The 12,384-nt window shown below is 73.2% G+C and carries 12 protein-coding genes and 1 other RNA gene; 5 read left to right on the top strand and 8 right to left on the bottom strand.

From position 1 onward, the window contains the following. Positions 1-19: 19 nt before the first annotated feature. Positions 20-280 (bottom strand): GlsB/YeaQ/YmgE family stress response membrane protein, encoded by a 261-nt coding sequence (locus ABD948_RS06985; RefSeq protein ID WP_345264022.1) that lies wholly within the window; start codon positions 278-280, stop codon positions 20-22. A gap of 87 nt (positions 281-367) precedes the next feature. Here ABD948_RS06985 and ABD948_RS06980 point away from each other — a divergent pair, with 87 nt between their 5' ends. Both ABD948_RS06980 and ABD948_RS06975 read left to right on the top strand, forming a co-directional pair. Then, the gene (locus ABD948_RS06980; protein WP_345264020.1) at positions 368-1,153 is read left to right on the top strand and encodes a hypothetical protein; all 786 of its coding nucleotides are present in this window, start codon (positions 368-370) and stop codon (positions 1,151-1,153) included. A 14-nt stretch (positions 1,154-1,167) separates the two neighbouring features. Continuing rightward, the gene (locus ABD948_RS06975; RefSeq protein ID WP_345264018.1) at positions 1,168-1,893 is read left to right on the top strand and encodes a transporter substrate-binding domain-containing protein; all 726 of its coding nucleotides are present in this window, start codon (positions 1,168-1,170) and stop codon (positions 1,891-1,893) included. A gap of 3 nt (positions 1,894-1,896) precedes the next feature. Here the strand turns inward: ABD948_RS06975 and ABD948_RS06970 are convergent, their stop codons facing one another. Next, entirely contained in the window at positions 1,897-3,003 is a 1,107-nt protein-coding gene (locus ABD948_RS06970; RefSeq protein ID WP_345264016.1) for a protein kinase domain-containing protein, read from the bottom strand. Between the two features lie 227 nt (positions 3,004-3,230). On the opposite strand from ABD948_RS06970, the gene ABD948_RS06965 reads away from it, so the two are divergent. The 3 genes from ABD948_RS06965 to ABD948_RS06955 all read left to right on the top strand — a co-directional run bounded on the left by ABD948_RS06965 (position 3,231) and on the right by ABD948_RS06955 (position 6,753). Continuing rightward, positions 3,231-3,434, top strand: a complete 204-nt coding sequence (locus ABD948_RS06965; RefSeq protein ID WP_345264014.1) for a cold-shock protein — start codon at positions 3,231-3,233, stop codon at positions 3,432-3,434. A 111-nt stretch (positions 3,435-3,545) separates the two neighbouring features. Then, positions 3,546-5,162 (top strand): PQQ-binding-like beta-propeller repeat protein, encoded by a 1,617-nt coding sequence (locus ABD948_RS06960; protein ID WP_345264012.1) that lies wholly within the window; start codon positions 3,546-3,548, stop codon positions 5,160-5,162. Positions 5,163-5,280: 118 nt separating this feature from the next. After that, positions 5,281-6,753: a hypothetical protein gene (locus ABD948_RS06955; protein ID WP_345264010.1), complete on the top strand. Its 1,473-nt coding sequence runs from the start codon at positions 5,281-5,283 to the stop codon at positions 6,751-6,753. Between the two features lie 3 nt (positions 6,754-6,756). On the opposite strand, the gene ABD948_RS06950 is transcribed toward ABD948_RS06955, so the two are convergent. The 6 genes from ABD948_RS06950 to ABD948_RS06925 form a co-directional block, all read right to left on the bottom strand. Beyond that, a complete protein-coding gene (locus ABD948_RS06950) occupies positions 6,757-8,244 on the bottom strand; it encodes an ATP-binding cassette domain-containing protein (RefSeq protein ID WP_345264008.1) in 1,488 nt (495 codons plus the stop codon). Positions 8,245-8,521: 277 nt separating this feature from the next. Then, positions 8,522-8,893, bottom strand: a transfer-messenger RNA (tmRNA) gene (gene ssrA, locus ABD948_RS06945). A gap of 86 nt (positions 8,894-8,979) precedes the next feature. Continuing rightward, positions 8,980-9,618: a maleylpyruvate isomerase family mycothiol-dependent enzyme gene (locus ABD948_RS06940; protein WP_345264006.1), complete on the bottom strand. Its 639-nt coding sequence runs from the start codon at positions 9,616-9,618 to the stop codon at positions 8,980-8,982. Between the two features lie 10 nt (positions 9,619-9,628). Further along, positions 9,629-10,576 (bottom strand): amidohydrolase family protein, encoded by a 948-nt coding sequence (locus ABD948_RS06935; RefSeq protein ID WP_345264004.1) that lies wholly within the window; start codon positions 10,574-10,576, stop codon positions 9,629-9,631. Further along, positions 10,569-11,048 carry an SsrA-binding protein SmpB gene (gene smpB, locus ABD948_RS06930; protein ID WP_345264002.1) on the bottom strand — a complete coding sequence of 160 codons (480 nt, stop codon included), beginning with the start codon at positions 11,046-11,048 and terminating at the stop codon, positions 10,569-10,571. The genes ABD948_RS06935 and smpB overlap by 8 nt, the downstream gene beginning before the upstream one ends. 28 nt (positions 11,049-11,076) lie before the next feature. Then, positions 11,077-12,336: a peptidoglycan DD-metalloendopeptidase family protein gene (locus tag ABD948_RS06925; protein WP_345264000.1), complete on the bottom strand. Its 1,260-nt coding sequence runs from the start codon at positions 12,334-12,336 to the stop codon at positions 11,077-11,079. Positions 12,337-12,384 lie beyond the last annotated feature (48 nt).

The following is a 12,384-nucleotide window of genomic DNA, read 5'->3' as shown; positions in this document are numbered from 1 at the left end:
CGCGCGCGTCGGAGTGTGGTCAGACGCGGGTCTTGCTCTTGCCCGCCACCGACTCGGCGACGCCGATGAGCAGCACGGCGGCCACCACGGCGAGGACGAACCCGATGACGTTCAGCTCCCAGATGCTGCCGGTGCCGAAGAACTGGGCGATCAGACCACCGATGAGCGAACCGACCAGGCCGAGTCCGAGCGTGGCAAGGATGCCGAGGCTCTGCTTGCCGGGAGTGACGAGGCGCGCGAGGGCGCCGATGATGAGGCCTGCAACTAGGAATCCGATCATGTGGTCCCTGTACCCCGTCTGGACCACCTTCACCTCGCACCACAGAGGGCATCTGCTGTTACCTCCCGTCACACCTAGGCTGACCCGGTGCACACCTCGGCCTCAGGTCGCCCGCGCGTCCGCGCCGCCGTGGCGGTGCTGAGCACGACCACCTTCGCCGTCCTGGCTGCAGTCGGCGGCGCCCTGCTCGTCGCGCTGGGCACGGGTCTGTGGGCCGCCGGCGGCGTCGCGTTGCTGGCGCTGCCGCTCGGCGGCGGGTGGGCCCTGGTGGGGCCTCGCTCCCCTGACGCCGAGGTACGCGTGGTGGAGCACGCCGGCCGCGCCGCCCTGCACCTGCCCGCGCGCCCCGGTCACGTGGTGGCCCTGTGCCTGTTCACCGCTGCCTTCGGCGCCGCCGCGCTGCTGCTGGGTGTCGCCGCCGTCCTCGACGGCGTGCAGAGCAGCGGTCGTCGCTCACCCGCGGTCGGCGTCCTGGCAGGACCGCCGTTCCTGGCGCTCGCCGCGTGGATGACGTGGCGGGCCGCCCGCGGCCGCGGAGGGGTGCTGCTGACCGACGACGCCCTGGTGCTCACCTCGCTGATCGGCCAGGACACCGTGGTGCCGTGGCGGCACCTGCACTCGGTGGCCCCCGGCCCACTGCCCTCCACGTCGGCGAGACTGGCCACCCGGGTCGCCAGCGACCGCTGGCACTCGGGCCCGCCCACGCTCCCCGTCGGCCGCATCGCCTGGCGCTGGCAGCAGACCCTCGCCGTCGTCGCGTGGTGCGACCGGGAGAAGCAGGCGCGACGCGTGCTGCGGGACGGGTCTGCGGCGCAGGTCCGCCAGCTCGCCGCCCGCGTCGACGACGTGGCGCGTCAGGCACTGCTCCGATGAGCGAGGATGAACCAGTGACGAACCTCGACGCCGTCCGTACCGACCTCGCCCCCACCGGCACCCTGCGCGCCTCCATCAACCTGGGCAACGCCGTGCTGGCGCAGGGCACGCCGGAGGAGCCGCGCGGCATCACCGTCGAGATCGCCCAGCAGGTGGCGCAGCGGCTGGAGCTGCCGCTGGGGCTGGTCTGCTTCGGCGCGGCCAAGGACTCCCTCGCGGCGGTCACGACCGGCGACGCCGACCTGTGCTTCCTCGCCGTCGACCCGGCCCGCGCGGAGACGGTCGCGTTCACCGCGCCCTACGTGGTGATCGAGGGCGCCTTCGTGGTGCCGGAGGGCTCGGCGATCTCCAGCAGCGACGAGGTCGACCACCCCGGCGTGCGGATCGGCGTCAAGCAGGGCTCGGCCTACGATCTTTACCTGACCCGGAACCTCCAGCACGCCGAGCTGGTGCGCGGTGCCGAGGGCGTCGAGGTGTTCGCCGAGCAGGATCTCGAGGTGGGCGCCGGCATCCGGGTGCCGGTGACGGACTGGGCCGCCGCGCGGGGTGGCCTGCGCGTGCTGGAGCCCGCGTTCATGCAGATCGAGCAGGCGGTGGGCACCACGCGCGAGCGGTCGGAGGCCACGGTGACCTGGTTGACCGCGCTGGTGGAGGAGCTCAAGGCCTCGGGGTTCGTGGCCGAGGCCCTGGCACGCTCGGGTCGCCGCGACGGCGTCGTCGCACCGCCGCTCGCCGACTGATGCTCAGCGACTGACCAGGCGCTGGAACTGCTCGGCGCTGATCACCCGGATCGGCTGGCCGAGGCGGATCCGCTCCCGGGTGGCGAACAGGTCGAGCTGCTCGCCGTCGCCCGCGCTCCCCGCACGGACGGCACCCACCACGAGCAGCGTCGTGGAGTCGGTGACGTGCGACTGCGGCCGGGCCCCGGCGGCCCGCGCCAGCTCGGCCGCCTGGCGGCGGGGCAGGCCGGGGATGCGGCCGGCGAAGACGACCCGGTGGTCGGCGAGCGTGCGCGGCGCACGCCCCGGTGCCAGCGAGGTCCGCGCCAGCGCGTCGAGGGCGGCGACGGCGTCGGCCGCGTCGAGGTAGCGCTTGCTCCGCGCGCCCGTGGCGTGCCAGAGCCAGCTCTTGAGCTCGTCGCTCGCGGGCAGTGCCGCGAGCGCCCTCGCCGAGGGGGTCTCGTTCCACCACAGCTCCCCCGAGAGCAGTGTTCCGGCCAGCAGCCCCACCTGGTAGACGTCGTCGGCCTGGCCCCACCGGAAGCGCTCGAGCACCTCGCGGGGCGCGAAGTCGGGGGCGAACACCGAGGCGAAGCTGTGGGTGGGATCGAGCGTCATCCGGGTCGTGCCGAAGTCGCCGAGCACCAGGCGACCCTCGCGCAGGAAGACGTTGTCGGGCTTGAGGTCGCGGTGCGTCACGCCGGCGTTGTGCAGGCGCGCCAGCACGCGCAGCAGTGCCTTGATCTCGTTGCGCACGCGTTTCTCCGGCCACGGCAGGCGGCCGCCGTCGACCGCCTCCCAGACCGTGCCCTCGGTCATCAGCTCGAAGACCAGGACGTGACGTCGGCGCTGGCGCGCGCCCGCGCCGGTCGCGGCGACGAACGCGTCGAGCAGTCGCACCACCCGCGGCTCCTCCCCGAGCAGCCGGCCGAAGAACGCCTCCCCGTGCCAGTCGTGCCGGCTGGCACAGACCTTGAGGCACACCGCGCGCGTGGGGTTGCCGGCGCGCGAGAGCCGGTGGGCGCGGTAGGTGGTGCCGAAGCCGCCGGCCGCCAGCGGACCCTCCACGCGGTAGCCCGTGCCGTCGTCGGCGTGCAGCACCGCACCGGCGCGCAGGTCGTGCGTCGTCACCGCCCCAGCATGCCTCCGGCGGCGCGGATGGCGACACCTGGGCACCGGACTGGTAGCGTCATGGTTGTTGAAGGGGCGGCGCTCGTGGCCGTCCGTGCGAGCGACACGGAGTCGCCGCTCCTCATTCGTGGTTTCTGGTTGTCGGTTCTTGCTGGACATCAGGTGCAGGTGGATGTCTTCAGCCCGCTGGGGCACAGTGCCTCAGCACAGAACGAAGGAAACACAAGATGACTCAGGGAACCGTGAAGTGGTTCAACGCCGAGAAGGGCTTCGGCTTCATCGAGCAGGACAACGGCGGTGCCGACGTGTTCGTGCACTTCTCCGCCATCCAGGGCAACGGCTACAAGTCGCTCGACGAGAACCAGAAGGTCGAGTTCGACGTCAACCAGGGCCCCAAGGGCCCCCAGGCCGAGAACGTGCGCGCCATCTGAGCTCGCACCTCTCAGGCCCCGCCTGACTGAACCACCACGCACGCCCCGACCGGTCTCCGGTCGGGGCGTTCGTGCGTTCCGGGGGCTGCCCGCCGCGTAGCATCCCGCCCCGTGCGTACTCGTCTCGGAGCGCCGCGGCTGGCTGCGGTCACCCTCCTGCTGAGCGGTCTGACGACCGCTTCCATCGCCCCCCTCACCCCGGCGTCGGCGGCGCCGGTCGCACCCGCGCCGTTCGGCATCCAGTCGGGCACCGTCGACGACGACGTCATCGACGGTGTGGACATCCACGACGGCGTGGTCACGGCAGTCGGTCGCACCGCGCCGCAGGGCCCCGGAGCCAGTGAGGCCTTCGTGCTGACGGTGCGACCCGGCGAGCCGCCGGCGCGCAGGGCCATCGCCCGGGACGTGATGGACGACGCAGCTGCCGTCGATGCGGGCGCCTGGGGAGCCGTCGTGGTGGGCTCCTCCACGGACCCGGAGAGCGCAGCGTGGGAGCTGACGGCGCAGCGGTACGACTCCTCCGGCGAGGTGCTGTGGACCACCACGCTCGACCAGGGCGCCAGCGACCTGCCGAGCGACGTCGTCGTGGCCGACGGCACGGTGTACGTGGCCGGGGACTCCCGTGCTCCTGGAGAGGGGCGCGGGTTCCTCGTCGCCACGCTCGACCTGGAGACCGGTGCCGAGCAGCAGCGGCGCGTGTGGGGACGGGGGCCGTGGAGCAGCGCCACCAGGATCGCCGTCGACGGCGACCTCCTCGTGGTCGGCGGCTTCGCCCAGCACGCCGCCGAGGGTCCGCACCTGGGATACAGCGACGCCGTGGTCGTGGGCCTGGACCGCGCCACCCTCGCCACCCGGTGGGCGACTCAGTTCGGCACGGCCGGTCAGGACCTCGTGGGCGGCGTCGCCGTCGCGGGTGAGGCGGTCTACGTCGCCTCCCGGCGGGCGCGTGAGCCGGTCGGCATGGTGATGAGCAGGCTGCGACGGGACGGCACCCCTGTGTGGAACCGCGCCACGCCGGTCGGGGACGGACTCGCCGAGCCGCTCGACCTCGTCGCGGACGCCCGCGGCCCCGTGGCCGTCGGGCTGGTCGAGGGGCGACTCGACACCACCACGGGACCCTTCGAGACCGTCGATGCCTTCGCGCAGGCCTTCGACGCCGCGACCGGCGCCGTGCGCTGGACCTCGCGCGCCGGCGACGCCGCGACCTCCGAGAGCTACCGCGCAGCAGCTCTGAGCGGTGGCGGCGTGGTCGCCGCCGGCGCGACGGACGGCGACCTGTTCGCCCCCTCCGCCGGTGGCCGCGACGCGATCGTCGCCGTCGTGGCGCCGCCCGCCGCTCCCCCGGGGGTGCGCCGCTCCGTACGCGCCACGGTGCGGCCGGCATCCCTGCGCGTGCGCGCCGGCACGAGCGGCTCGGCGACGATCGCCCTCACCAACGCGGGCTCTGCCGGCGACGCGGTCCGCGCCCGACTGGTCTGCCGGCCCGGCGCCGGTATCCGGCTGGTGGCCACCCAGGGACGCCGGAACGTCACGTCGGCGTTGCTGCGCGGCACGTACGCGACCCCCACACTCGCGGCCGGCCGGACCTCGTCCCTGCGTGTGCGCGTCACTGCCACGCGCGGCGCGCGCGCACGCGGCCTCGTGTGCTCGGTGCGGGCCACGTCCGCTGGCACACCCGCCACGTCAGACACCGCCACCCTCAAGCTCACTATTCTCCGGCGGCGCTGACTCCAGCCGCGCTGCGCTGTCGCTCGCCGGACCCAGACCGGCGGCCGGCGGAACACGCTCCCGAACATACTCTCGGTTCCACCTTGTTATCCACAAACCAGTTCGAATATCATGAGCCATGGCTCACCTCGCCACAGCGCCCCAGGACCCAGGAGACCTCACTCCCGCGGACCTGCTGCGAGCCGCCGAGCACGAGATCCTGGCCACCCGTCGCAGTGAGGTCCGCCAGTACGAGCTGCTCCTGGCCTGGGCCGACCTCCACTCCGGCGACCCACAGGACCAGCCCGGTGCGGTGCCCGCGCGCCACGGCGGCCCGAAGCTGATCTATCCCGGCCGGGACGGCACCCCCGGTGTCGTCGACCTGTGCCTGCCCGAGATCGCCGCAGCCCGCGGCGAGTCACCCCTCACCTGCCGCAACACCCTGCGGGTCGCGCTCGACCTGCGCCACCGCTTCCCCCGCACCTGGGCCCAGATTCAAGCCCTGGTGCTGCCGGTGTGGGTCGGGCGCCAGATCACCCATCTGGCCCGCGACCTCACCGCGGAGCAGGTAGCCGTCGTCGACCAGGCTGTGGCCGACGCCGCAGCCCAGAGCCCCGGGCGGGTGCTGGAGATCGCCGAGGCCAAGACCATCGAAGCCGACCCCCACGCCCATCGCCACCGTCTCAAGCTCGCTGCCCGCACCCGCGGGGTGTGGCTCCACCGGCCCCGTGCCGGCGAGGAACGCCTGCACAACCCCGGGGTCGCGATGATCATCGCCCGCCTCGAGACCGGCGACGCCGACGCCTTCGACGCCACCATCACCGAGATCGCCGCCCTCCTCGAAGAACACGCCGACCCCGACCACCAACCCGAGGGCGAGCCCCACGGCACCGACCACTGGCGATCCGAGGCCTTCGCACTCCTCGCCGACCCCGCCGCCGCACTGGCGTTCCTGACCCGCTGCCACGACCTCGAGACGACGGACGACCAGGCACCCGAGGCACAGCCGCACGCGACTCCGCCCAGCGACGTCGGGCCCGCGGCGCCGTCGCCGTTCCACTGCCTGCCCCGCACCCGCGGCACCGCACGCGTCTTCGTCCACCTCGCCCTCGGCGCCGACGGACAGCTCGCACCCCTCGCCCGCGTCGAAGGCCTCGGACCGGTGCTGGCCACCCAGCTCGCCGACCTGCTCCGCCACCACGACATCACGCTCACGCCGGTGATTGACCTCCACCAGGGCAGGTCGGTCAACGGGTACGAGCACCCCACCGACGTCCGCGAGAGAGTCACACTCCGCACGGCGGGCAGCGTCTTCCCCCACGCCACCGACCTCACCCGCCAGGCAGGCCGACCACCCGACCTCGACCACGTCGTCCCCTACGAACGCCACGGACCACCCGGGCAGACCGGCGACCACAACGCCGCACCCCTGCAGCGATTGACCCACCGCGCCAAGACACACCTGGGCTACCAGGTCCACCAGACGGGCCCGACCACCTGGATCTGGCGCACACCCCACGGCCTCACCAGGCTCGTGGACGGCACCGGCACCCACCGCATCACCGAGGGAGAGCACTCGAGGCGCATCGACCTGCAGTGGCTCGCCAGCTGAGCGCTACCCGAGGTGCAGCGCCGGCCAGTCCTGCAGGTCGTGCAGCAGCTGACGGTCGTGGGTGGCCAGCACCACCGCCGCGGGCGTGCGGCGCACCGCGGCGGTGAGCTGGTCGACGAGCCAGGCAGAGAGGTGGTTGCTCGGCTCGTCGAGCACCAGCACGTCAGGGCGGTCGTGCAGGAGCCGCTGCAGCGCGCGGCGGCGGGACTCCCCCGGCGACCGTCGGCGGCTCACCCCGTCGGCGTCGTCGGTCTCCTGGGGCAGGGTCCCGACGCGTGCACCGGAGAGCACCCGGACGGTGCCGGTGCCCGGAGCCAGCCGGCCACCGAGGATCTCGAGCAGCGTCGACTTCCCCGCACCGTTGGGGCCCGTCACGAGCAGCCGGTCCCCGCCGTGCAGCAGCAGGGAGCGGGGTGGGTCGAGACGACCCGGGAGGGAGACGTCGTCCGCGCGCAGGAGCGGGACGCCGGGGCGGGGGGCGGGCTCGGGCCAGGAGAAGGCCGGCGGCGGGGGCGGTGCGACCACGCGGTGCTCGGCGAGTCGCTGCTCCTGGCGGCGCAGGTGCTGCACGACGCCGGGCGCCCGGGACTGCCGTCCGTGCTTGTCGGTGCCCTTGTCCGGGCGCCAGCCGGTGCTCAACCGGGAGCGCGCCTGCTCCACCGCCTGACCCAGCCGGGCGGCCTCGTCGGTCTGGGCAGTGTGCTCCTGCCGCCAGCGTTGCAGCTCGGCGTCGCGCCCGCGTTGCCACGCGTCGTACCCGCCGCCGTAGGTCCGCGACCTGCCGTCCGCGGTCGGGTCGAGGTCGACGAAGTCGTCAGCGACGTCACGAAGGAACGCGCGGTCGTGGGAGACCACGGCGTATCCGCCCGGCCGCCGGCGCAGGTGCTGGGTCAAGAAGTCCAGCCCGGCGGCGTCGAGGTGGTTGGTCGGCTCGTCGAGCAGCAGCAGGTCGTCGTCACCCCCCAGGGCGCAGGCCAGACGCACCCGGTACCGCTGACCCACCGAGAGGTGGCGCAGCGGCCGAGCGCGATCCTGGCAGGCGCCGAGCGCCTCGAGTGCGAGGTCGACACGGCGATCGGCGTCCCAGGCGTCGAGGAGCGTGGCGAGCTCCAGTGCGGACCCGTAACGCTCGTCGGCGCCGGGCTGACCGCAGCCCAGCGCCGCGGCCGCGTCGTCGAGGTCCGCGACGGCGGCTCGCGACCGCGCCGTGGCGTGGGCGACCAGGGACCCGACGGTCGGGTCGCCGTCCAGGGCGAGGGTCTGGTGGACGACGCCGAGGTGAGCGGTGCTCTCGACGAGCCCGGCGTCGGGTTCGAGCTCCCCGGCGAGGAGCCTGAGCAGGGTGGACTTGCCGGTGCCGTTCTCGCCGACGATCGCGGTGCGCGACCGAGGTGTGAGGGTCAGGCTGACACCGGACAGGACGCGGTTGCCCGCGATCGAGACGGCGAGGTCGGTGGCCCGGAGGTGGACATGGGCAGGAGGGGTGTGCACAGCGCGCTCCGCGGTTCTGGAGGTGAACCGGGCAGCCGGACGAGCCGCCCGGTGGGGACCGGGACGGCGGCGGGAGCAGGGAAGGTCAGCTGGCGCGCGCCGTCAGGCGCGGGTCCAGGGCCGTGCGATGGCGTGGTGCACGGGCCGACCGTAGCGGCGTCACCACCGGTCACGCACCCTCTTTTCGGCACCGCGGCCGCGCGGGTCGCAAACGCACCAGAGCCGCCCCGGGTGCCGGGGCGGCTCTGGTGTCAGGAGGGCTGTCTGGTGGAGATGCCGGTGGAGCTGCGGGGAATCGAACCCCGGTCCTCGAGCGTCGATCCAGGTCTTCTCCGGGTGCAGTCAGTGGAGGTCGTTTTCTCAGCCCTGGTGCTCGCACGGACACGTCACCAACAGGCTCAGTCAGGTTTGAGTCCCGATCACCCACCCTGACGGCAGGTGATCAGCAAGTCTTCTAGATGACGCCCAGCACCGGGACGAAGACGGATGCCCGGGTGGACGGTCCGATCACCGCGTCAGGCGGCGAGAGCGAACGAACTGCGCTTAGCGTCGGCAGTTATAGGTTTCCAGCGATCGTTTACGAGATGACGCTGGCTCCTCGACCCGCTTCCCCTGGAACTAACGTCCCAAGTCGAAACCGATCAGCCCCTCTTGAGTTGTCGTGCTCGGTCCATCGTAGGGGCTCAACGCCCGCGAAGCACACCGCATTCCTGCGGGGCCCATCCGCGACGAGGGCTACCGGCGCAGCCACGCCGCCAGCTGGTCGTGCCCGGGACCGTCGAGCCGGTCGAGCACGGCGGCGCGCCCGCACATGGCGACGCCGAGCGCGGCTGCCGGCCCGGAGACCACCGGTCCGCTGCCGTGCGACCAGTCCAGGTCGGTGGCGGCGTAGGTGAGCTCGGGCAGCTCGCGCGGGGTGAAGGCACCGCGCGCCTTCTTGGTGACCAGGAACGGGAGAGCCTCGGCCCACGCCTCGGTGGGCCGGTCCAGCGGTAGGCCGAGCGGGACGGCGACGTCGGCGTGGTGCACGAGCAGGTCGGTGAGCGGCGCGTGCCAGTCGAAGGTGGGCGGGGTGAAGTGGCTCTCGGCGCGGTCGCGCAGGTCGCCCACGAGCCGATCGGTGGTGAGCTTGGCGCGCTCGCGGGCCAGCAGGTCGTTGGCGCGGTCGAAGTTGCCGCGGCCGCGCAGCATCGCGCCGCCGAAGCTCAGCACCGAGGCGGTCGGCCCCACCATCGTGTGGGCGACGACGTCGCGCACCGTCCAGCGCCCGCACAGGCTCTGGGTGGCCAGCTGGGCGTCGTCGAGGGTCTCGACCAGGTCGGCGAGGGCGCGGCGCTCGGCAGCGATCAGGTCCCAGCGGGGTGCGTCGGTCATGGGCCCAGTATCAGGCGTGCGCTCCGGCGCCCCGCTCGAGCCCCAGCAGTTCCACCCCGTTGTGCCAGCACACCGAGCGCAGCCAGTCGTCACCCAGGTCCAGCCGCGCGAGCCCCTCGAGCTGGTGGGCGTAGGGGTAGGGGATCGTCGGGAAGTCGCTGCCCAGCAGCACCCGGGGCTCCAGGTCGCGCAGCCGCGGCAGCAGCTCGGCGGGGTAGGGCACGAAGAAGTCGGTGAACATCATCGTGGTGTCCAGCCGCACCTGCTCGTAGCGCTCGGCCAGCTCCAGGAACTCCACGCACTCCGGCGCCCCCAGGTGCGCGATGACGGCGGTCAGCCGCGGGTGGCGGGCCAGCACCCGCGCCATCGACGCAGGGCCCGTGTACGCGTTGCCGACCGGCCCGGAGCCGGCGTGCACCACCACCGGTGTGCCGGCCTCGGCGAGCGTGCCCCAGACGGCGTCCAGGTGCGGGTCGTCGAGGTGGAACTCCCCCACCTGCACGTGCACCTTGAAGATCTCGACGCCGGCCTCCACGAGGTCGGCCACGTAGCCGGCCGCCTCGGGCTCGGGGTAGAACGTCGCGGACCACAGCACCTCGGGGATGCCGGCGGCGAACTCGCGCGACCAGTCGTTGAGGAAGCCTGCGACGCCGGGCTTGTGGGCGTAGGGCAGGGTCGAGAACCGGCGCACGCCGAAGGAGCGCAGCGCCTCGACGCGCTCCTCGTGGGAGGCGCGGTAGCGGATGGGCCACGGTCGACCGATCTTCTCGCCGCCGGCGTCGAACACCGCCCACACGGCGCGCTGGATCGAGGGCGGCAGGAAGTGCGCGTGGACGTCGAAGAGGCCCGGCAGCCCGAGCCCTTCCCAGAACGCCCGCACCTCGACGGCGTCCGCGGCGACCTGCGTCGGCGTCGCGGTGCCCTCGGGCGGTGCCGTGGAGGGGTCGGGCTCAGTCACGCATGCCCTTGAGGTGGCGACCCAGCGCCTGCTCCTTCTCGCGGTTGGCGGTGCGCTCGGCGATGGTGGCGCGCTTGTCCCAGTGCTTCTTGCCCTTGGCGAGCGCGATCTCGACCTTCGCGCGACCGTCGACGAAGTAGAGGGCCAGCGGCACGAGCGTGAGGCCCTTCTCGTTGACCCGGCGCTCGATCTTGTCGATCTCCTCGCGGTGCAGCAGCAGCTTGCGCTTGCGCCGCGCGGCGTGGTTGGTCCAGGTGCCCTGGGAGTACTCGGGGATGTGGACGCCGTGCAACCACGCCTCGTTGCGGTCGATGTCGACGAACCCGTCCACCAGCGAGGCCCGGCCCAGGCGCAGCGACTTCACCTCGGTGCCCTGCAGCACCATGCCCGCCTCGTAGGTGTCCTCGATGGCGTAGTCGTGGCGCGCCTTCTTGTTCTGCGCCACCATCTTGCGCCCCTGCTCCTTGGCCATCCCTCCAGTCTAGGTGGCTCGGGGTGGCTCAGAGGTACGGCATCGGGTCCACGGGGGTGCCGTTGCGCAGCACCATGAAGTGCAGGTGGCAGCCGGTGGACCAACCGGTGGTCCCGACGCCGCCCACCACGTCGCCGCGCGCGACCCGCGAGCCCTCGGCAGCGCGGAACGAGGAGAGGTGGTTGTAGACCACGGTGATGTTGGCGCCGTTGACGTTGCCGATGGAGAGGAACAGCCGGTTGCCGTAGACCTCGTCGTAGTAGCGCTCGATCACGGTGCCGCCCGAGGCGGCGAAGAGTGGCGAGCCGCAGGCCGCGCCGAAGTCGGTGCCGTTGTGCAGGGCGTAGTAGCCGTAGATCGGGTGGGTGCGGTAGCCGTAGGGCGAGGTCACGTAGCCGTCGACCGGCATCCGCAGCAGCCCGCCGGTGTCACCGCTGTAGCTGCGGCGGTCGCGCGCGGCGGCGTCCATGATCTGCTGCTTGATCCGCTCCTCGCGCTGCTCGAGGCGCTGCAGGGCGGCACGGTCCTTCTGCTGGGCGGCGACGGCGGCCTGCCGAGCCGTGCGGTTGCTCGCCACGAGCGTGCGCACCGAGGCGGCCTCGCGGGCGGCGTCCTGCTCCAGCAGCTGCACGGCGGTGAGGTTCTCGGCGGCGGCGACGCGCTGGGCGGCGGCCTCGCGCTTGGCGGCGGCCACCTCGGCCCGCTGCGCCGTCAGCTGGGCCTCGATCCCCTGCAGCTCGACCAGCAGGTCGTCCTGGTTGCGCACCAGCTGCTGCTCGGTCTCGGTGGTCAGCTGCAGGTCGGTCAGCGACTCGGCGTTGACCAGCGCCTGCAGGGAGCGCAGCTCCACCGGCCCCTGCTCGTAGACGTCGACGACGGAGTCGGCCACCTCGCCGCGCTGGCCGACCACGGCGGCCTCACCGGCCGCCAGCGCCTGCTCGGCGCGCACCAGTCGCTCCTCGGCCGCGGCCAGGGCCGCCCGGGTGCGGGCGTCGCGCTCCCGCGCCGCCGTCAGCTTCTCGCGGGCGTTGGCCAGGCGTGCCTGGGCCTCCTGGAGCTTGCGCTGCGAGGCGACCAGGGCGTCGGCGGCCCGGGTGGCCTGCCGGCTGGTGTGCTCCAGGCTGCGCTTCTGCTGCTGGATCTGGGACTGCACCGCGTCGCGGCGGTCGTCGAGGTCGTTGCCGGGTTCGGCCTGGGCAAGCGGGATGGCGACCGCACCCAACGCGAGCGCAGCGGCGGTAGCCGCCGTCGCCCAACGCCGGCGGGACGCGCTGGGGAAGGAGCGCACCGTGAAGCCTTCGTTCGGGGAAGTGAACTCCCCGACCGTAGAGCGCGC

Source organism: Nocardioides nanhaiensis, from assembly GCF_039542785.1.
GTDB classification, from domain to species: Bacteria; Actinomycetota; Actinomycetes; order Propionibacteriales; family Nocardioidaceae; genus Nocardioides; species Nocardioides nanhaiensis.
Note: the sequence above shows the minus strand (reverse complement) of the source record. Positions and strands in the feature narration are given on the sequence as shown.

Coding starts and splice junctions, on each gene's coding strand:
- ABD948_RS06985 (WP_345264022.1), bottom strand. CDS start 280: ATGATCGGATTCCTAGTTGCAGGCCTCATCATCGGCGCCCTCGCGCGC.
- ABD948_RS06965 (WP_345264014.1), top strand. CDS start 3,231: ATGACTCAGGGAACCGTGAAGTGGTTCAACGCCGAGAAGGGCTTCGGC.
- ABD948_RS06955 (WP_345264010.1), top strand. CDS start 5,281: ATGGCTCACCTCGCCACAGCGCCCCAGGACCCAGGAGACCTCACTCCC.
- ABD948_RS06940 (WP_345264006.1), bottom strand. CDS start 9,618: ATGACCGACGCACCCCGCTGGGACCTGATCGCTGCCGAGCGCCGCGCC.
- smpB (WP_345264002.1), bottom strand. CDS start 11,048: ATGGCCAAGGAGCAGGGGCGCAAGATGGTGGCGCAGAACAAGAAGGCG.